The sequence below is a fragment of the Streptomyces pseudoechinosporeus genome, from assembly GCF_054783935.1.
This window is the reverse complement of the sequence record NZ_BAAGPS010000005.1, coordinates 71,093-90,241: the sequence shown is the minus strand read 5'-3', so window position 1 is coordinate 90,241 and position 19,149 is coordinate 71,093. Positions and strand designations below refer to the sequence as shown.

Below are 19,149 nucleotides of genomic sequence, written 5' to 3'. Positions count from 1 at the left end.
ATGTCAGCGATCCGTCTTCTCGTTCTCGGTGCCGTCCGTCAGCACGGCCGGGCCCACGGCTACCAAGTGCGCAACGACCTGGAGTACTGGGGCGCGCACGAGTGGTCCAACGCCAAGCCGGGCTCGATCTATCACGCGCTCAAGCAGATGGCGAAGCAGGGCCTGCTGCACGCGCACGAGATCGCGCCCTCCACGGCCGGCGGCCCGCCGCGCACCGAGTACGAGATCACGGAGAAGGGCACCGAGGAGTTCCTCACGCTGCTCCGCGGGTCCCTGACCGCGTACGACCAGAGGCCGGACGTGCTCTCGGCCGCACTCGGCTTCATGGTCGACCTGGACCGCGAGGAGGTCCTCGAACTCCTCGAGGAACGGGTGCTCGCCATAGAGGAGTGGCGCAAGGCCGTCACCGAGTACTACACGCCCGAGGACGGCCCCGCACAGCTCGGCCACATCGGCGAGATCATGAACTTCTGGGTCCACTCGGCCGACACGGGCGCCGAGTGGACCCGCGGCCTGATCGAGCGGATCCGGGGCGGGGCGTACACCTTCGCGGGCGAGGGGGAGGCGTTCGTGGGGGTGCTCGCGGAGGGCCAGGAGAATCCGTACGCGACGGGGGAGCGGCATCCGGGGGACGCGCGTTGAGTCGGGCGTGTGGGGTCGAGCGTGCTCAGCCGGCTGGGATTAATCAAGTTTGACTAATTGGTTCGGTGGGCATACCCTTCACCGGCAAGCTACTAGTCAAGTTTGACTAAGTTGAACCGAAGGGAGCCGGATGACCGACGCGATCGTCGTCGAGAGCGTGCGGAAGCGATACGGGGACAAGGCGGCCCTGGACGGGCTGGATCTGGCGGTGCGGAGCGGCACCGTCCACGGTCTGCTCGGGCCGAACGGTGCCGGCAAGACCACCGCGGTGCGCGTGCTGACCACGCTGCTGCGGCCGGACGAGGGGCGTGCGGAGGTCGCCGGGTACGACGTCGTGCGGGAGGCCGGCCGGGTACGGCGGCGCATCGGCCTGCTCGGCCAGCACGCCGCGCTCGACGAGGAACTCGGCGGACGGCAGAACCTGGAGATGTTCGGGCGCCTGTACCACCTGGGCGCCCGGCACGCGCGCGTGCGGGCCGACGAGCTTCTGGAGCGCTTCGGTCTCGCGGACACGGGCCGCAAGGCGGTGAAGCAGTACAGCGGCGGCATGCGGCGCCGACTGGACCTCGCCGCCTCCCTCATCACGGAGCCGGAGGTGCTCTTCCTGGACGAACCGACGACAGGGCTCGACCCGCGGGGCCGCGCGGAGGTGTGGGGCGCGGTGCGCTCCCTGGTCGGCGGCGGCACGACCGTACTGCTCACCACGCAGTACCTGGAGGAGGCCGACCAGCTCGCCGACCGCATCTCGGTCGTCGATCGGGGCCGGGTCATCGCGGACGGCACGGCGGACGAGCTGAAGACGAAGACGGGCGGCGACCGGATCGACGTGGTCCTGCGGGACGGCGGCCAACTCGGCGCCACCGTCGCCCTGTTGCCCTTCGAGAAGGCCGAGATCTCCGTCGACGCCGACCGCCGCCTCCTCAGCGCCCCGGTCACCGACCGCATGGCGGCGCTCGCCGGGGCCGTACGCGCCCTGGAGGAGGCCGGGATCGAGGCGGAGGACATCGCCCTGCGGCGGCCGACGCTGGACGAGGTGTTCCTGCACCTCACGGGAGGCGACCCCACAGGAGACGACCACCGCGACCACGCTGTGAAGGAGGCCGTGTGAGTACGACGTACGAAGAGAGCCGCGTGGCGACGTACGAGACGAGCCGTGGCGGGGCGTGGGCGTACGTCCTCACCGACTGCTGGACCATGACCCGGCGCGAACTCGCCCACTGGGCGCGGCAACCGGTACAGATGGTCGTCGGGCTCGTGTTCCCCGTGATGCTGCTGGTGATGTTCGGCTATCTGGTCGGCGGCGGACGGGGCGTCGAGGGCGACTACATCGACTTCCTGGTGCCCGGGATGCTGGCGCTGACGATGGCCTTCGGCCTGGAGGCCACGATGATCGCCGTCACCCAGGACCTCAACAAGGGGGTGATCGACCGCTTCCGGTCGATGCCGATGACCAACGGGGCGGTCTTGGTGGGCCGTTCGGCCGCCGACATGCTCCAGTCGGCGGTGGGTCTGGCCGTGCTGATCGGAGTCGCGTACACGCTCGGCTGGCGTGCGCACGGCACGTTCGGGTCCTTCCTGGGGGCCGTGGGGCTGCTGCTGCTGTTCCGGTTCGCAATGCTGTGGATCGGCATCCAGCTGGCCATGGTGGCCGGAAAGCCGGAGTTGGTGCAGGCCGTGCAGATCCTGGTCTGGCCGGTCGGTTTCCTGTCCAACGCGTTCGCGGTCCCGGAGTCCATGCCGGGCTGGCTGGGAACGGTGGTCGAGTGGAACCCGATGTCGCACACGGCCACAGCGGTACGGGAACTGCTCGGCAGCCCCGGCGGCGAGCCCGGCCACGTCTGGGCGGCGATCATCTGGCCGCTCGCCCTGCTGGCGGTGTTCTTCCCGTTGGCGGTGCGGAGATTCGGGCGGCTCAGCCGGTAGGCAAAGGAGATGGGGCCCCGTCGGACGACGGGGCCCCATCGTCCTGGGAGGTCGTTGTCAGGCTTCGAGCAAGCCGTGCAGGTCGATTTCGACGGGGAAAGCGAGGAGGCAACGTTCCTGCGGCCTGGTCGGGCGCCTCAGTGGTGGAACCCCGTCGCCGCATCCGTGTCGTGCGTCAACGGATGTGGGACGGCTGAGAGTGGCCGCCTGAGGCGGAGCCATGGACCCATCGCGTTTCGGCCACCGGTTGCACACGCAATACGGCGCTCATCATTCCGCTTCGTGGAAACTCCACGCAGATGACTCACATGCATGCAGTTCGTCCATGATTCCGCCGGGCTTAACCTGCGGCGTCGCATGGGTGCCGGCCCAACGTCACTATCTTGCCGCGCTGTTCACGCCATGCCTAAGGTGACCGCTGCCACTAGCCAGCGGTTCTGACCAAACCGCCCGGGTCATGTGCAGTTGAACGAACGGGCGGTTGACCGTCGTCACGGGGGATCGAAATTGAGACAGCCATCAGACAGAAATAATGATCATGAAGAGACTCGCGCCTGCTGCGGCGAGTTCAGTATCCCGTCATGGGTGCGTGACGTAGACCTGTCTCTCCTGACGGAGCGCGAGCGCGAGGTCCTCGCCGCGCTGGGTGATTGCCAGTCGAACACGGTGATAGCCGACCGTCTCTGCATCACGGAACGGACCGTGAAGAAGCATGTCACCAGCGTCTTCATCAAGCTGGAGATCGCGTCGCGGGCGGAAGCAGCCGTCATCGCGATACTCAGGAAGTGCTCCGCGGGGTGCCCTTCAGGACACTAGCGTCCCTCGTCAGGCGCATGACACCTTCACCGAGTCAACATCACCCCAACCACAGGAGAGCACAACTGTGTCTGCGTCAACTCTGGTACGGGAACCCATAGCTGCTGACGAATCGGTACAGGCGAAGGCCGTCAGCGCCTACACGAACGCGTCGATCGGCGCGTACGTGGCTGCGACCACGGCGCCCGCACGTGCCATCACGTCGATCAGAACGAAGGTCGACAAGGGCCTCGTCCGCTACGACGCCTGGTTCCTGATCTTCACCGCTGTCATCCTCGCCCTGGGTGCCACCATCTTCGCCGGCCTGGTCATTTGGTGTGTGGTGAAGAAGGACAAGAGCTTCACCGGCAACTGGTCCTTCAAGAACTTCGGCCTGAAGGTCAGCGCCGAATGCGTGTAGCCGCCTGACGGCTGTGTTTGCCAGGTGCCCAGGAAGCTCGCCCGGAAGTACCCGGGCTTCCTGGGCACCTCCCTGGTTGACCGACTCGGTAAAGGATCAACGCGACAGTGTCTCTCCTGAATGTCAACGACGTCAGCTACTCCTATGACGGCATTGTCAACGTCCTGTCGGATGTGTCGTTCACGGTCGAGGAAGGCACGATCGTCGGTCTCGTCGGACCCAACGGCTCCGGCAAGTCCACATTGATCAGGAACATCTTCGACCTCGTACGCCTTCAGTCCGGGGCCATCCGGATCGGCGGCCATGAGCACGCCCGGCCCGAGGCGAAGCAGCTGGGCATGTATCTGTCCAGCAACGACTACCTGCCCGAGTTCCTCACCGCCCGCGAGTACATCTCCATGATGGGCAAACTGTTCGACCTCGATGTCGACCACGATGAGGTCATCGGCCTGTTCCGTAAGTTCTCGATGGAGGGCCGTTACGACCATCTCATCGAGGACTACTCCCACGGCATGCGTAAGAAGACGCAGCTGGTGTCCGCGCTCGTCATGCGCCGGCCGCTGACCATCATCGACGAGACCCTCAACGGCATCGACCTGGAAGCGCTGCACCTCGCCGAGAAAGAGTTCCGGCGGGTTCGCGACGGGGGCCGCTCGATCCTTCTGTGCACGCACGACTTCGCCGTGCTGGAACGCCTGGCCGACCGCACCCTCTTCCTCGACCTGGGCCACGTGGTGTACGACGAGCCGACGAAGGATCTGGTCGAAGAACACGGATCGCTGGCCGCCATGGTGTTCGACTACCTCGAAACGTCCCAGCGGTGACGGCGGTACGGCTGAGGCAGTCCGCGGTCCTGGCTCAGATGCTCCTCGTCTTCTTCCGCCGCCGGGTACTGCGGGCCGGAGTCCTGAAGTCCACCCCGGTCAGAGTATTCGTCATGGCGGCGGCCGTCCTGCTCCTGGGCGTCATGTGCACCGCCGCCTATTTCTTCCTGCGCCCCCTGGCCACCGAAGCCGCCGTGTGGCGGCTGATGTTCAACACCTCGACGGTGTCCCTCCTACTGTGGGTACAGATCGCGTTCCTGCTGGTGAAGGTGCTGTTCATCAACGCCGAAGGGATGCTCCAGCTCAGCTATCAGCTACCGGTCACCAACCGGGAACGCTCGACGGCGTTCCTCATGTACGAAGCGGCGATGACCGCCATCGTGGCCGCTGCCGGCCTGGTCTCCCTCTGTGTCAGCGCGCTGATCCTCCTCGGCCCGTCCGCGACCGGATACATAACGGCATCGGTCATCCTGCCGGTCGTCCTGACTTACCTGGTGCTGTCTGTTCTGTACCAGCTGCTGACCCGGATGTGGATGCTGATAGGGCTCAGCCGGATGGCGGGCATCCTCAACGTGCTTGTCCTGTTCGCGGCGCTGGCCTACTACTCCGCGCAGATGGTACCGATGGTCCAGGACATCTCCGGTGCGTATCTGGACAAGCGGACTGAGTACACGTGGGCCACGTCGGTGTCCTGGGCGTGGAACGAGCACGGGCCCTGGCTGACTCTGGCCGCCGCGGTGGCGTTGTCGGCCGTGCTCACGGCCCTGGCCTTCGCGCTCTCCCCGAACCAGCATGTACGCCAGTCCCGCTACCTGAAACTTCCCGGAAGCGTACGGCTGCGAGGCGTTCTGGGACCTTATGACTGGTGTCTGCTGCGCAGCGCACAGACCGTTGCCGCCGCCGCGATGGCGGTCGCGGTTTTCGTCTACATCCTGCTGGCCAAGCCCTCGATGAACCCGATGTGGGGGCTTGCTGCCCTGTCCTTCGGTGGCCTGTATCAGTTCACCGCCACCCAGCCGTTGCGGATGCTGCCCGGCACCCAGGCGTCGGCCTGGCGGGTCTACGTACGGCTCATCAGGGCGCAGTTGGTCTTGCTCGCGGTGTTCGCCGTGCCCGCTCTCGCGGTCACGGCGGCGATCTACCCGGACCGGTTTCTCTCCAGCGCAACGGTTCTGGCGAGCTGTCTCGGCGGGGCGGTCATGACCACGTGTATCAGCATCGTGTTCCCGGCGGAGAAGGACAATCCGTTCTCCGTGTTCCTGGGGCTGTCCGTGGTCGCCATCGTTCTGGGCCTGTCAGTGATCGGGCTGGGCCTGCTCAATCTCCCGCCCTGGGCGGTGATGGCCTGCCTTGCCGGGGCGGCCGTCGCGTTCGTCTGGTACGCGGTGCAAGGAATCCACACAAGCGAGTCGAGGAGAAGGAATGCTCAAGGCACGGTCGGTCGTGAAGGCCGCCATAGGGGCCGCGCTGCTCACGCTGGTCACGGTAGCGGCGACCCTGCTCACCCTCATGTTCTCAACGGGAAGTGACGACGTCGGCGAACGGAAAGCGTTCTTCGGGTCGTTGGTCTTCGAGACGGTGGACAAGGCCAACGGGGCAACGAGCATCACCACCGGCGTCGACAACCCGGTCCCGGTCATCGCCCTGTTCCTCGTACTCACCGTCGCCTTGACGATGGTCCAGATCATCTACCGGGGGTTGAAGCAGCGCCGTGACCAGCTCCTCAACGAGATGCCCGGCAACTGACCTGAAGATCCGCACCGTTGGCTGGACGGTGGCCGCCCAGGTGTGGCCACTGCTGGCGTTCGCCGGTGTCCTCCTGGCCGTGGCTCTGGCCTGGAGGGCGCGCTCCGGTGATCCGGTACCGGCCGAGATGGCGTGGACAGTGCTGGTCAAACCAGCCACCCTGGGCCTCGTGGCCCCGTTCGCCCTGCACGAGTCGGCACACGCTCTCGTCCTCAAACGGATCCGCACGGTCACTCACATCACGATCGAGCGGACAGCATGGCGCACGTCGGTGATCCCGGAAGGCGTCATGACAGCGTGGCAGACAGCTGTCGTGGCCCTGGCCGGACCGTCTGCCTGTATCGCGGTGGGCGCTCTCCTGTGGCTCCCCGGACTCGACCGGTCCTTGGCCTGGTGGTACCTCGCGCACATCGTGTTCCTGCTGCCGTTCTTCGGCGACGGCCGGGCCCTTTGGCACAGCTTCCGCGCGACATGACGACAGCCAGAAGACACGTCGCCGACGAACGGTTCACCGCGTCCGTAGACGCCGCGAAGCCGGGACTCGCGGTCCACCTCCGCGAGGCGATCCTTGCGAATGCCGCGCGGCACGCGTAGGAGGGCCGGCCCGGGGTCACTCCCCGGGCCGGCACCACGGTGAGAGCTCCCAGGCTTGTCCCAGTTGTCTCACAGCGCATCCTGGAAGGGTCGGTGGAACCCGGCGTAGACGCATTGCGTTGATAGCTTTGGTTGCCCGATGCAGAACCGTCTGCACCTTCCTTCACCCTTCAGGAGCCCGGATCGTGACGCTTGCCCTTGGACCAAGCTGGTTGGATCCGGACTATCTGCTCGACACGTTCGGCATCTGGGGACTGCTGATCATCGTCTTCGCCGAGTCGGGCCTGCTCATCGGCTTCTTCCTGCCGGGTGACTCGCTGCTGTTCACGGCGGGGCTGCTGATCGCCTCGGACCAGCTGGACTTCCCGCTGTGGGCGGCCGTCATCCTGATCTGCGTCGCCGCAATCCTCGGTGACCAGGCGGGCTACATGTTCGGCAAGAAGGTCGGGCCCGCGCTGTTCAAGCGCCCGGACTCCCGTCTCTTCAAGCAGGAGAACGTGGTCAAGGCCCACGATTTCTTCGAGAAGTACGGGCCCAAGTCCCTTGTCTTGGCCCGCTTCGTGCCCATCGTGCGGACGTTCACGCCGATCATCGCGGGCGTCAGCGGCATGCGGTACCGCTCGTTCCTCACGTTCAACATCCTCGGCGGCATCCTCTGGGGCGCGGGCGTCACGCTGCTTGGCTCCTGGCTGGGCGAGATCGACTTCGTGCAGAAGAACATCGAGGCGATCCTCATCCTGATCGTCTTCCTGTCCGTGCTGCCGATCATCATCGAGATCCTGAAGGCACGCGGAAAGTCGAAGAAGAACCCGCCCCAGGCTCCGGAGGCGACGCCCGCGATGGATGACGCGACGACCCAGCTGCGCCGCGTACCGCCGGCCCACCAGGACCAGACGTACGGTCACCAGGGTCAGGACCAGGGATACGGCGGCTACCCGCAGCAGCAGCCGCAACAGCAGCCCCCGTACGGTTCGGATCAGGGCTACGGGCAGCAGCAGGGCCAGCCGCCCTATGCCGCCCAGTACCCGCAGGGGCAGCAATACCCCCAGGGCCAGCAGTACCCGCAGGGCCAGCAGTACCCGCAGGGTCAGGGCTACCCGTACGGCCAGGGTCAGGACTACCCGCAGAACTGAGCGGGCCAGGACAGTGGCGCGACCCGGGGGGCCGGAGGCCCCCCAAGGGGCGCGGGACTGTATCGATTTGCGGCTCCGCCGCGTGGGCGCGACCAGCCACAACGCACCCGCAGCCGCCAGCGAACCAGTAGCCCCGAGCTATAAGGCGCCCTCAGAAACCACGTGTCCGCTTGGCCGCGCGCCGCCCCTCCGTCGAAACCCCCGGCAGCCGCATGAACAGCCGGGAGATCTCCGAGCCGAGGTTCACACCGATCGCGATGGCCATCGCGAGGGCCGCGGCCTTGGACAGCGAGACAAGGCCGGCGTCGACGTCGTTCTGGGCGATGGACAGCAGCCCGAAGTACGTCGCCGAACCGGGCAGCAACGGCCCGATCGCCGCCGTCGTGTACGGCAGGGCGGAAGCGAACCGGAAGCGCGACAGCAGCTGTCCGAACAGGCCCACCACGCCCGCCGCGACAGCCGTGGAGGCGACCGGCGAGAGCCCGCCCGGGTAGTGCATCGCGCCGTACACCGACCAGGCGACTCCACCGTTGAGGGTCACCATCAGCACGGTGGATCGTTCCTGCTGGAGCAGTACGGCGAAGGCCAGCGCCAGCAGCATCGAGGCGACGATCGCCACCACGGGCTGCTGGGAGCTGCTCACGGCGGCGTCCGGATTCAGCTCCGCGCCCAGCTTCACCCCGAAGTACAGCGCCAGCAGAACCCCGGTGACGATGCCCACGTAGAAGTACATGACCTCCAACAAGCGCGCGGCGGCGGTGATGTAGAAGCCCGTCAGTCCGTCCTGGACGCCCGCGACCAGCGCCCGCCCGGGCAGCAGCGCGAAGAGCCCACCGGTGATCACCGCGGACGACGCCACGTCGACATTCGCCAGTGTGAGCGCGATGCCGATCGCGGCCGGAGGCATCGCGGCCACCGTGAACTGGTAGAACTCGGGCAGCCCGCGCCCCGCGCACAGCCACGCGAGCCGGTCGCCGAGCATCGCACCGAGCGCGGCGGCGACGAACACGACGGCGTCACCACCGACGAGCACGGAGGCCGCGCCCGCGAGCAGCCCGGCGGCACCAGTCAGTACCCAGCCGGGATACGGGTGCCGGTTGCGTCGTATCTCCGCGAGCCGCCGGTAGGCCTCCTCCAGGGAGACCTCGGTCTCGTCGTCACTGATGTCGTCGACGAGCCGGTACACGGCCGCGAGCCGCGTGTAGTCGGTGGCCCGGCGGCGTACCGTCCGCGAGGCCGTGATCGGATCGTCCACCAGGGACGGCTGGTACGACATGGACAGCAAGGTGAAGGTGACGTTCGGCTCGCAGCGGTCCAGGCCGTACGAACGGCAGACGGCGAGCATCGCCGCCTCCACGTCCTCGGCGCCCTCGCCGCCCGCGAGCAGCAGCTCGCCGATACGCAGCGTCAGGTCGAGCACCCGCGGGACGGCCGGGCCGTCGTCCTCCTCCGTGCGCTGGGCGGGCTCGGCGACGGGCCGCTCGGCCACCGGCATACGCAGCATCGTGCGCATCCGGTCCTGCCAGGGCACCTCCTTGGTCAGCCTGACCACGGGGATGCCGGTCGGCGGGGTGAAGGCCGGAGCCCGGTACGTACGCGGGGCGTTGAACGCCGAACCCTCCGGCTCGGCGGACGGCGGCTCGGGCGGCGCGAGCCCTTCCGGGATCGCGAACTCCGACGTCGTATGCGACTCGTCCTCGAACGCCGACGCCACCCCGCTCGGCGGCGCGAACGCACTCCTCGCCTCGTCCGACTGCGGCTTACGGTCCTCCCAGTCCGGCTCGGCCACCAGCTCCCGCCCCACTTCTCAATACGTCCGTTTCTGATACGTCCGTTCTCGTACGGGTCCTCCGTACGCCGTATCTCTGATGTACGCCTCAGCGCAAGAACGCCTCAGCGCAAGAACGCCTCAGCGCGAGCACACGAACGGGCCGCGTCACCCATTGGGTCACGCGGCCCGCCGGTCGATCACTTGGCCTCAGTGGCCGCCGGTCTCCTTGAAGCGCTTGTAGGAGCGCTCGATCTCGGCCTCGGCGTCCGTGCGGCCCACCCAGTTGGCGCCCTCGACGGACTTGCCGGGCTCCAGGTCCTTGTAGACCTCGAAGAAGTGCTGGATCTCCAGACGGTCGAACTCCGACACGTGGTGGATGTCCCGCAGGTGCTCCACGCGCGGGTCGTGCGCGGGGACGCAGAGCAGCTTGTCGTCGCCGCCGGCCTCGTCCGTCATACGGAACATGCCGATCGTGCGGCACTGGATGAGGCAGCCGGGGAAGGTCGGCTCGTCCAGGATGACCAGGGCGTCCAGCGGGTCGCCGTCCTCCCCGAGGGTGTTCTCGACGAAGCCGTAGTCGGCCGGGTAGCTGGTCGAGGTGAAGAGTCGACGGTCCAGGCGGATCCGACCGGTCTCGTGGTCCACCTCGTACTTGTTCCGCGAACCCTTCGGAATCTCGATCGTGACGTCGAACTCCACCGGTGGCTCCTCCATGATCAACACATACGTCTGGTGGTTAAGTGTCCCTCACGCAGGTGTGTGATCGCGAAAGGGGCTGGTGTCCGTGCCGGAGCTGAAGGCTTGGCGGGCCGCGCGACCGCATGTGGAGCGGATCGCGCGAGCCGTGCGGCCGGGGCTCGTACGGGCCGGGGAAGCCGTCAGGCCGTGGCTCGCACGGCTGACCACCGTGCAGTTCACGGCGGGCGCCGCCCTCCTCGGCCTCGCACTGGCGGCCACCGTGGTGACCGCGGCCGGCCCTTGGGACTCCAGCGGTCAGCGTACGGCCGAGCGGGACTGGGCGGCATCGCGGGAGGGGGTAGGTGGCGCAGATCACGGCCCTGGATCCGGCCCTGGATCCGGTACGTCTGAGAAGGCGCCGCGTCCCGCGCCCAGCGCCCCCTCCGTGCTCGCCGGCCTCGGGCGCACGACCGGCTCCGTCTCCTCGCCCACCGAGAAGGCCCTCGCCGATGTCCTCGGCCCACTGCTCGACGACCCCTCGCTGGGTTCGGAACGTACGGCCGCGGTCGTCGACGTGGCCACCGGCAAGCGGCTGTACGGCAGGGCCGCGGACGAGGCGCTGACGCCGGCCTCCACCACGAAGATCGCCACCGCCGTCGCGGCCCTCTCCGCAGCGGGCGCCGACCACCGCATCGCGACCCGCACCGCCCTCGAACCCGACACCAAGGAACTCGTCCTCGTCGGCGGCGGCGACCCCACGCTGACCGCCCGCAAGGAGACGAACGGCAACGCCAGTCTGCGTACGCTCGCCGACGTGACCGCCCGCGCCCTCAAGGCCCGCAAGCTGGACGCGGTGACCCTCTCGTACGACACCACGCTGTACGACGGCCCAGCGCTGCACCCCATCGGTCCCAACAACCCCAACCTCGCGCCGGTCACCGCCCTGATGACCGACGAGGGACGCCTCGACGACTCGTCCTCCGGCCCCGCGGACCGCAGCACGGACCCGGCGGCGGACGCGGCCCGGCAGTTCGCGGCCCTCCTGAACGACCGCGGCATCAAGACCAAGTCCCTCGGCCCCTCCAAGGCGACGGGCCGCGCGGAGCCTCTCACGAAGGTCGAGTCCCCGCCCCTGTCCGCCCTGGTCGAGCGGATGCTGACCAACAGCGACAACGACATCGCCGAGGCCCTGGCCCGCCAGACCGCGCTCGCCTCCGGCGAACAGGCCAGCTTCGAAGGCGGCTCCACGGCGATCCGTACGCAGCTGAAGAAGCTCGGACTGCCCGTGGAAGGCGCCCAGTTCGCGGACGGCAGCGGCCTGGACCGAGCCGACAGACTCACCGCGGACCTGCTCACCGCCCTGCTCGCCAAGGCAGGCGCCCCCGACCACCCCGAACTCCGCCCCGCCCTCACCGGCCTCCCGGTAGCGGGCTTCACCGGCACCCTCCGCAACCGCTACACGGACCAGCCCGGCACGGGAGTCGTACGAGCGAAGACGGGCACGCTGACGGGCGTACACACCTTGGCGGGCACGGTGGTGGACTCCGAGGGCCGCCTACTGGCCTTCGCTTTCCTGACGTCTTCGGACCGCCCGACGGATCCGGCGGCAACGCAGAAGGCACTGGACGGCGCGGCGTCGGCGCTGGCGAGCTGCGGCTGCGGCGGCTGAGGGGGCTGCAGCCCTGAGGGGGGTCGCACGGCCCGTCAGGGCCGGACCCCCCCTCAGGGGCGCGGGGCTGTGACATATGCGGCTCCGCCGCGTGGGCGCGCCCAGCCACACACAACCCGCAGCCGAGCTGCAACCAGGAACCCCCACGGAACCCCACACCCTGCACCCAGCGGCAGCGCTCACGTACGGTTGAGGGCATGACGAGCATCGGTGGTGCCGAGATGGTCGACTGGAATCTCGCGGTAGCGACCGCGACCCGGCTCGTAAGGCCGGGCCCAGAGGTGAGTCGCGACGAGGCCAGGGCCGTCGTCGCGGAGCTGCGCCGACATGCGAAGGCGTCGGAGCAGCACGTCCGCGAGTACACGCAGATGGGCAGCGAGGACCTGCGTGACACCCCCATCCTCGTCGTCGACCGCCCGGGCTGGGTCCGGGCGAACGTCGCCGGGTTCCGGGAGATCCTCAAACCGCTGCTCGACAAGATGCAGGAACGTCGCGGCAGCACTCCCGGCGGAGCCGTCCTCGGCGCCGTCGGCGGCAAGGTCACCGGCGTCGAGCTGGGCATGCTGCTGTCTTTCCTGGCCTCCAGGGTGCTGGGCCAGTACGAGACCTTCGCCCCGGCGACCCGCGAGCTCCCGGCGGGCGAGAACGGCGGCGGCAGGCTGCTCCTCGTCGCCCCGAACATCGTGCACGTGGAGCGCGAACTCGACGTACAGCCCCACGACTTCAGGCTCTGGGTCTGCCTGCACGAGGAGACGCACCGGACGCAGTTCACGGCCGTGCCCTGGCTGCGCGACCACCTCGAGGGTGAAATCCAGTCTTTCCTGGAGGAGACCGAGGTCGATCCCATGACCGTCCTCGAACGCATCCGGGAGGCCGCCCAGACGCTCGCCGGCAGCCGTCCCGAGGGCGAGGAGGGCGACGACGGCGGACGGTCCATCGTCGAGATCGTCCAGACGCCCGCCCAACGCGAGATCCTCGGCCGGCTGACCGCCGTGATGTCCCTCCTGGAGGGCCACGCGGACTTCGTGATGGACGGCGTGGGGCCCGCCGTGGTCCCGTCCGTCGCCGAGATCCGCGAGAAGTTCCAGCAGCGCCGCCAGCGCGGGGCCTCCCGCCTCGACCTGGCGCTGCGCAAGCTGCTCGGCCTGGACGCCAAGCTGCGTCAGTACCGGGACGGGGAGCGTTTTGTACGGGCGGTCGTGGACCAGGTGGGCATGGACGGGTTCAACCGCGTGTGGACCTCGCCGAACACGCTCCCCACCAAGTCGGAGATCTCCAAACCGGCGGACTGGGTTGCGCGGGTGCACCGCAAGGCAGAGTCGTGAACTGAATCCGGCCGAGGACAGGTGAGCGCCCCCGCTATCACCCGTCCGAGGGACCGTGGGGCATGGGTAGGCGTGCAATGCTCGGGGAACGGCCCGTTTCTGTCACCATCTAGGCACTCTGCGTGACCGAAGCTCGGGCTCACCCCCGACAATTTCATGAAGGGAACCGGACATGGGTCCCCATCCAGCGGTCGCGGCGATACGCCTGGCAGTCCGCCGCGTCCTCCACGACATCCTCACCGACCAGACGCCCGCCCACCCCGACACCGCGCAACCCGACCCCACGCACGCCGACACCGCGCACGAGCAGTCGCCCCCGCCGCTCGTGCTCGTGGCGTGCTCCGGCGGCGCCGACTCCATGGCGCTCGCCTCCGCCCTCGCCTTCGAAGCCCCCAAACTCGGCATCCGCGCCGGTGGCATCACCGTTGACCACGGTCTGCAGCCCGGCTCCGATCTGCGCGCCGAGGAAGTCGTCGTACGACTCACCGAACTCGGCCTGGACCCGGCCGAGTCCATCGCGGTGTCCGTCGGCCGAGGCGGGGGACCCGAGGCCGCCGCCCGCGACGCGCGGTACGCCGCCCTGGACGCCGCCGCCGAGCGCCACGGCGCCGCCGCGGTCCTGCTCGGCCACACCCGCGACGACCAGGCCGAGACCGTACTGCTCGGCCTCGCCCGCGGCTCCGGCATCCGCTCCCTGTCCGGCATGGCCGCGGTCTCCGGAGGGCCGGGAGCCACCCGCCGCTACCGCCGCCCCTTCCTGCACCTCGACCGGCAGACCGCCCGCAAGGCCTGCATGGTCCAGTCGCTCCCCGTCTGGGAGGACCCCCACAACTCCGACCCGGCCTATACGAGGTCACGCCTGCGCCACGAGGGACTGCCCGCCCTGGAGAAGGCCCTCGGCAAGGGCGTCGTCGAAGCCCTCGCCCGTACGGCACAGCTGTCCCGCGACGACGCCGACGCTCTCGACGCGTGGGCCCGCCAGGCCGAGGCCTCCGTGCGGGACGCCGCCGGCCTCCTGGAGTGCGCCAAGCTGTACGCCCTGCCGCCCGCCGTGCGCCGCCGTATCCTGCGCCGCGCCGCCATCGAGGCCGGGGCGCCCGCCGGTTCGCTGTTCGCCCGGCACATCGAAGAGCTCGACCGGCTGATCACCGGCTGGCGCGGTCAGGGAGCCATCAATCTCCCGGGCAAAGTCGTCGCCCAGCGGCAGGGTGGCAGACTGGTGATTCGGCAAGGCTGAATCCGGGTCTTCCGCCGGCCCCTTGCGCGGGTCGTGGGCGGCCCGAGTGGCCGCCATACATGCGGGACGACCGAAAGTGATGCGGGTGGACGCGAAAGACATGGGCACCGACCTCAAGTCGGTGCTCATCACCAAGGAAGAGATCGACGCCAAGCTGGTCGAACTGGCCGCGAAGATCGACGCGGAGTACGCGGGCAAGGACCTGCTGATCGTCGGAGTCCTCAAGGGCGCCGTGATGGTCATGGCGGACCTGGCGCGCGCGCTCTCCACCCCCGTCACGATGGACTGGATGGCCGTGTCCTCGTACGGCGCGGGTACGCAGTCCTCCGGCGTCGTGCGGATCCTGAAGGACCTCGACACCGACATCAAGGGCAAGCACGTCCTCATCGTCGAGGACATCATCGACTCCGGTCTGACGCTGTCCTGGCTGATCTCCAACCTCGGCTCGCGCGAGCCCGCGTCGCTCAAGGTGTGCACACTGCTGCGCAAGCCGGAGGCCGCCAAGGTCGCGATCGACGTGGAGTGGGTCGGCTTCGACATCCCGAACGAGTTTGTCGTGGGCTACGGCCTCGACTACGCCGAGAAGTACCGGAACCTGCCGTTCGTCGGTACGCTCGCGCCTCATGTCTACGGTGGCTGAGGCACTCTCGTAGACAGTGGCGAAGCCCACGTAGCAGAGGAAGACGGTCCGGGAACCCTTGCGGGTTCCGCGCCGTTGGAGCATGCGTAGACGGGTTTGTCAGCCGGACCGTGCGGCTTCGGGTGACAATGCTGGGGTACCGTCCGAAGAACAGTCTTATCAAACTCACTATGGCAGGAGGGACGGGGCGGCACCGCTCCGTATGGATGGACGTGAAGCGATACTTCCGTGGGCCGGTCATGTGGATCGTGCTGGCCGTCCTTGCCGTGGTCGTGTTGATGCAGGTCGTCGGCTCGTCCGGCGGCCACAAGACGGTGGACACCGGCCAGGTCGTCCAGGCGATCAATGACAACAAGGTCGAGTCGGCCAAGCTGACCACCGGCGACGAGCAGATCATCAAGGTCGAGCTCAAGGACGGCGAAAAGGTCGAGGGCAGCTCGAAGATCCAGGCGAGCTACATCGGCGACCAGGGTGTGAACCTCGCCAACACACTTCAGACCAAGTACGAGGACAAGCAGATCACGGACGGCTACACGGTTTCGCCGTCCAAGCAGAACCCGTTCGTGGGCATCCTGCTCTCCCTGCTTCCCTTCGTCCTCATCGTGGTCGTCTTCCTGTTCCTGATGAACCAGATGCAGGGCGGCGGCTCCCGAGTCATGAACTTCGGGAAGTCCAAGGCCAAGCTCATCACCAAGGACACCCCGAAGACGACGTTCGCCGACGTCGCGGGCTCGGACGAGGCCGTCGAGGAGCTCCACGAGATCAAGGAGTTCCTCCAGGAGCCGGCGAAGTTCCAGGCCGTCGGGGCGAAGATCCCCAAGGGCGTGCTGCTGTACGGCCCGCCCGGTACGGGTAAGACGCTGCTCGCGCGTGCTGTCGCGGGCGAGGCGGGCGTTCCCTTCTACTCGATCTCCGGTTCCGACTTCGTCGAGATGTTCGTCGGTGTCGGTGCCTCCCGGGTCCGTGACCTGTTCGAGCAGGCCAAGGCGAACGCCCCGGCGATCGTCTTCGTCGACGAGATCGACGCCGTCGGCCGGCACCGCGGTGCCGGTATGGGCGGCGGTCACGACGAGCGCGAGCAGACGCTGAACCAGCTGCTCGTCGAGATGGACGGCTTCGATGTGAAGGGCGGCGTGATTCTCATCGCCGCCACGAACCGGCCCGACATCCTCGACCCGGCCCTCCTGCGCCCCGGCCGCTTCGACCGCCAGATCGCGGTCGACCGCCCCGACATGCAGGGCCGTCTGGAGATCCTCAAGGTCCACCAGAAGGGCAAGCCGGTCGCGCCGGACGTCGACCTGTCCGCAGTGGCGCGTCGTACGCCGGGCTTCACCGGCGCCGACCTGTCGAACGTGCTGAACGAAGCAGCGCTGCTCACCGCGCGTGGCAACCAGAAGCTGATCGACAACCACATGCTGGACGAGGCGATCGACCGTGTGGTCGCGGGCCCGCAGAAGCGGACCCGGATCATGTCGGACAAGGAGAAGAAGATCACCGCGTACCACGAGGGCGGTCACGCCCTGGTCGCGGCGGCCTCACCGAACTCCGATCCGGTCCACAAGATCACGATCCTCTCCAGAGGCCGTGCTCTCGGCTACACGATGGTCCTGCCGGACGAGGACAAGTACTCCACGACCCGCAACGAGATGCTCGACCAGCTGGCATACATGCTGGGCGGGCGCGCGGCCGAGGAGCTCGTCTTCCACGACCCGACCACGGGCGCTGCGAACGACATCGAGAAGGCCACCGCAACGGCCCGCGCGATGGTCACGCAGTACGGCATGACCGAGCGCCTCGGTGCGATCAAGTTCGGTGGTGACAACACCGAGCCGTTCCTGGGCCGTGAGATGGGTCACCCGCGCGACTACTCGGAAGAGGTCGCCGCGCTCGTCGACGAAGAGGTCAAGAAGCTCATCGAGACCGCGCACAACGAGGCGTGGGAGATCCTGGTCGAGAACCGCGACGTCCTGGACAACCTGGTCCTCGCGCTGCTCGAGAAGGAAACGCTGAACAAGGAGCAGATCGCCGAGATCTTCGCCCCGATCGTCAAGCGTCCGGCCCGCCCCGCGTGGACCGGCTCCGCCAGGCGCACTCCGTCCACCCGCCCGCCGGTGCTCTCCCCCAGGGAGCTGTCGCTGACGAGCGGGACGAACGGCGCGGCGCCGGCGATCACCGCGAAGTCGAACCCTGCCGCCGAGGCGGCGCTTCCGGTGGCCGAGCCGGCTCCGGCTCCGGAGGAGCGTCCCGAGAGCTGAGCCTGAACCACCCTGCCCCGGTCTCCTCATCCGGCCCGGAGCGGATGCCGCGCCCCCCTGGTCTAGCCTGGGGGGCGCGGCATTTCCGTATGCCCGTATGCGAGACGCGTGTTCCGTACGCGTGGTAGGCACAGGAACGAGGCACCAGATGATCGACCCCGTGAGGCTGGACGTCGAGGGTGTGATCGGCGAGTTCGACGAGAAGCGCGCCGAGAACGCCGTACGAGAGCTGCTGATCGCGGTCGGCGAGGATCCGGACCGGGAGGGGCTGCGGGAGACGCCGGGGCGGGTGGCTCGGGCGTATCGGGAGCTGCTGGCCGGGTTGCGGCAGGAGCCCGAGGATGTGCTGACGACGACGTTCGACCTGGGGCACGACGAGATGGTCCTGGTGAAGGACATCGAGATCGTGAGTCTGTGTGAGCATCATCTGCTGCCGTTTCACGGTGTGGCGCACGTCGGGTACATCCCGGCCGAGACCGGGAAGATCACCGGACTGTCGAAGCTGGCGCGGCTCGTCGAGGTGTTCGCGCGGCGGCCGCAGGTGCAGGAACGGCTCACCACGCAGATCGCCGACTCGCTGATGCGGATCCTCGAGGCGCGGGGTGCGATCGTCGTGATCGAGGCCGAGCACATGTGCATGTCGGTGCGCGGCATACGCAAGCCGGGCGCGAAGACGACGACGTCCGCTGTGCGCGGGCAGTTGCGGGATGCTACGACGCGTGCCGAGGCGATGAGCCTCATCCTGGCTCGGTGAGCCTCCGCTGAGCGCTCCGCTTGGGGCGGGGTTCCTGAGCGTCTGCCTGGTTGGTGTCGTATTCGGGCTGCGGGTGCGTTGGAGCTGGTCGCGCCCGCGCGGCGGAGCCGCAAATCGATACAGCCCCGCGCCCCTTACGGGGCGCTGGTCGCGCCCCGCGGCGGAGCCGCACATTGATACAGCCCCGCGCCCCTTGGGCTGCGCCCCTTACGTGGGCGTAGTCCGGGGTGGGGCCCGCGCGGCACTACGCCGCCGGGGCTGCGTTGCCGTTTGTTTCGTCGTCCTCCGGGAGTTTGCAGACTCGTTCCAGGAAGAAGGCCGCGGCTATGACGGCGATGCCTGCCAGGACCGAGAAGCCGGCGTAGATGGCCTGGTCGCGGCGGGCCGGGATGTCCAGGGACTCCAGGAGGAAGGCGCCCGTGCCGCCGTACATGCCGGCGACCAGGGCGGCCACCAGGGCGCTGGCCTGGCCGAAGACCACCGCTCGGGCCGCCAGCAGCGGGTCGACCCCCGTGGCGCCGGGGCGGCGCTCGCGCTGGGCCTTGAGGCGGGCCCTCAGGGAGAGCGCCGTGGCCAGGAGGACCACGGCGATCAGGGCCAGGACGATGGGGGCGGCGAGGGGGACCCGGGGCAGCGTGCCCACCGCGTTCCACAAGCGGGCGCCCGCCCAGGACAGCACGCCGGCGACCACGAACACGCCGGCCAGTGTCCTGATGCGCAGCTCTTTCACGATGCCCCTTCG

Annotated in this window: 19 protein-coding genes and 1 pseudogene; 17 read left to right on the top strand and 3 right to left on the bottom strand. The window is 68.3% G+C overall.

The genetic code is table 11. From position 1 onward, the window contains the following. The 11 genes and pseudogenes from ACYVO6_RS07045 (at position 1) to ACYVO6_RS06995 (ending at position 8,078) form a co-directional block, all read left to right on the top strand. Positions 1-642, top strand: coding sequence for a PadR family transcriptional regulator (locus ACYVO6_RS07045; protein WP_461058391.1), 642 nt, complete (start codon positions 1-3; stop codon positions 640-642). 130 nt (positions 643-772) lie between these two features. Then, on the top strand, positions 773-1,750 hold the full coding sequence (locus tag ACYVO6_RS07040; RefSeq protein ID WP_461058389.1) for an ATP-binding cassette domain-containing protein: 978 nt from the start codon (positions 773-775) through the stop codon (positions 1,748-1,750). A gap of 86 nt (positions 1,751-1,836) precedes the next feature. Next, positions 1,837-2,565, top strand: coding sequence for an ABC transporter permease (locus ACYVO6_RS07035; RefSeq protein ID WP_461059308.1), 729 nt, complete (start codon positions 1,837-1,839; stop codon positions 2,563-2,565). 585 nt (positions 2,566-3,150) lie between these two features. After that, positions 3,151-3,381 carry a response regulator transcription factor gene (locus tag ACYVO6_RS07030; RefSeq protein WP_461058387.1) on the top strand — a complete coding sequence of 77 codons (231 nt, stop codon included), beginning with the start codon at positions 3,151-3,153 and terminating at the stop codon, positions 3,379-3,381. 67 nt (positions 3,382-3,448) lie between these two features. After that, complete coding sequence (locus ACYVO6_RS07025) at positions 3,449-3,781, top strand: hypothetical protein (RefSeq protein WP_461058385.1); 333 nt, start codon at positions 3,449-3,451, stop codon at positions 3,779-3,781. A gap of 107 nt (positions 3,782-3,888) precedes the next feature. After that, on the top strand, positions 3,889-4,605 hold the full coding sequence (locus tag ACYVO6_RS07020; protein WP_461058383.1) for an ATP-binding cassette domain-containing protein: 717 nt from the start codon (positions 3,889-3,891) through the stop codon (positions 4,603-4,605). Beyond that, the gene (locus ACYVO6_RS07015; protein WP_461058381.1) at positions 4,602-6,134 is read left to right on the top strand and encodes a hypothetical protein; all 1,533 of its coding nucleotides are present in this window, start codon (positions 4,602-4,604) and stop codon (positions 6,132-6,134) included. Before ACYVO6_RS07020 ends, ACYVO6_RS07015 begins: the two co-directional genes overlap by 4 nt. Continuing rightward, a complete protein-coding gene (locus tag ACYVO6_RS07010; RefSeq protein WP_461058379.1) occupies positions 6,115-6,351 on the top strand; it encodes a hypothetical protein in 237 nt (78 codons plus the stop codon). The genes ACYVO6_RS07015 and ACYVO6_RS07010 overlap by 20 nt, the downstream gene beginning before the upstream one ends. After that, on the top strand, positions 6,317-6,826 hold the full coding sequence (locus ACYVO6_RS07005) for a hypothetical protein (protein WP_461058377.1): 510 nt from the start codon (positions 6,317-6,319) through the stop codon (positions 6,824-6,826). The genes ACYVO6_RS07010 and ACYVO6_RS07005 overlap by 35 nt, the downstream gene beginning before the upstream one ends. Before the next feature lie 14 nt (positions 6,827-6,840). Then, a pseudogene (locus ACYVO6_RS07000) lies at positions 6,841-6,945 on the top strand (TipAS antibiotic-recognition domain-containing protein); the annotation flags it as partial. 182 nt (positions 6,946-7,127) lie between these two features. Beyond that, positions 7,128-8,078, top strand: a complete 951-nt coding sequence (locus tag ACYVO6_RS06995) for a DedA family protein (RefSeq protein ID WP_461059306.1) — start codon at positions 7,128-7,130, stop codon at positions 8,076-8,078. 151 nt (positions 8,079-8,229) lie between these two features. Here ACYVO6_RS06995 and ACYVO6_RS06990 read toward each other — a convergent pair whose 3' ends face one another. Next, positions 8,230-9,882 carry a threonine/serine exporter family protein gene (locus tag ACYVO6_RS06990; protein ID WP_461058375.1) on the bottom strand — a complete coding sequence of 551 codons (1,653 nt, stop codon included), beginning with the start codon at positions 9,880-9,882 and terminating at the stop codon, positions 8,230-8,232. Positions 9,883-10,056: 174 nt separating this feature from the next. Then, a complete protein-coding gene (locus tag ACYVO6_RS06985; RefSeq protein WP_033321679.1) occupies positions 10,057-10,548 on the bottom strand; it encodes an inorganic diphosphatase in 492 nt (163 codons plus the stop codon). A gap of 79 nt (positions 10,549-10,627) precedes the next feature. On the opposite strand from ACYVO6_RS06985, the gene dacB reads away from it, so the two are divergent. The 6 genes from dacB to folE all read left to right on the top strand — a co-directional run bounded on the left by dacB (position 10,628) and on the right by folE (position 18,407). Beyond that, a complete protein-coding gene (gene dacB / locus ACYVO6_RS06980; protein ID WP_461058372.1) occupies positions 10,628-12,196 on the top strand; it encodes a D-alanyl-D-alanine carboxypeptidase/D-alanyl-D-alanine endopeptidase in 1,569 nt (522 codons plus the stop codon). 197 nt (positions 12,197-12,393) lie between these two features. Beyond that, positions 12,394-13,521: a zinc-dependent metalloprotease gene (locus ACYVO6_RS06975; protein WP_461058370.1), complete on the top strand. Its 1,128-nt coding sequence runs from the start codon at positions 12,394-12,396 to the stop codon at positions 13,519-13,521. Between the two features lie 172 nt (positions 13,522-13,693). Continuing rightward, positions 13,694-14,758, top strand: coding sequence for a tRNA lysidine(34) synthetase TilS (gene tilS, locus ACYVO6_RS06970; protein ID WP_461058368.1), 1,065 nt, complete (start codon positions 13,694-13,696; stop codon positions 14,756-14,758). A gap of 79 nt (positions 14,759-14,837) precedes the next feature. Beyond that, positions 14,838-15,398 carry a hypoxanthine phosphoribosyltransferase gene (gene hpt / locus ACYVO6_RS06965; protein ID WP_461058366.1) on the top strand — a complete coding sequence of 187 codons (561 nt, stop codon included), beginning with the start codon at positions 14,838-14,840 and terminating at the stop codon, positions 15,396-15,398. Positions 15,399-15,604: 206 nt separating this feature from the next. Beyond that, positions 15,605-17,653 (top strand): ATP-dependent zinc metalloprotease FtsH, encoded by a 2,049-nt coding sequence (gene ftsH / locus ACYVO6_RS06960; RefSeq protein WP_461059304.1) that lies wholly within the window; start codon positions 15,605-15,607, stop codon positions 17,651-17,653. 148 nt (positions 17,654-17,801) lie between these two features. Continuing rightward, positions 17,802-18,407 (top strand): GTP cyclohydrolase I FolE, encoded by a 606-nt coding sequence (folE, locus tag ACYVO6_RS06955; RefSeq protein WP_461058364.1) that lies wholly within the window; start codon positions 17,802-17,804, stop codon positions 18,405-18,407. 244 nt (positions 18,408-18,651) lie between these two features. Here the strand turns inward: folE and ACYVO6_RS06950 are convergent, their stop codons facing one another. Beyond that, positions 18,652-19,137, bottom strand: a complete 486-nt coding sequence (locus ACYVO6_RS06950; RefSeq protein ID WP_461058362.1) for a DUF3180 domain-containing protein — start codon at positions 19,135-19,137, stop codon at positions 18,652-18,654. Positions 19,138-19,149: the final 12 nt, after the last annotated feature.

Coding starts and splice junctions, on each gene's coding strand:
- ACYVO6_RS07010 (WP_461058379.1), top strand. CDS start 6,115: ATGTTCTCAACGGGAAGTGACGACGTCGGCGAACGGAAAGCGTTCTTC.
- ACYVO6_RS07040 (WP_461058389.1), top strand. CDS start 773: ATGACCGACGCGATCGTCGTCGAGAGCGTGCGGAAGCGATACGGGGAC.
- tilS (WP_461058368.1), top strand. CDS start 13,694: ATGGGTCCCCATCCAGCGGTCGCGGCGATACGCCTGGCAGTCCGCCGC.
- ACYVO6_RS07045 (WP_461058391.1), top strand. CDS start 1: ATGTCAGCGATCCGTCTTCTCGTTCTCGGTGCCGTCCGTCAGCACGGC.
- ACYVO6_RS07035 (WP_461059308.1), top strand. CDS start 1,837: ATGACCCGGCGCGAACTCGCCCACTGGGCGCGGCAACCGGTACAGATG.
- ACYVO6_RS06975 (WP_461058370.1), top strand. CDS start 12,394: ATGACGAGCATCGGTGGTGCCGAGATGGTCGACTGGAATCTCGCGGTA.
- hpt (WP_461058366.1), top strand. CDS start 14,838: ATGCGGGTGGACGCGAAAGACATGGGCACCGACCTCAAGTCGGTGCTC.
- ftsH (WP_461059304.1), top strand. CDS start 15,605: ATGGACGTGAAGCGATACTTCCGTGGGCCGGTCATGTGGATCGTGCTG.
- folE (WP_461058364.1), top strand. CDS start 17,802: ATGATCGACCCCGTGAGGCTGGACGTCGAGGGTGTGATCGGCGAGTTC.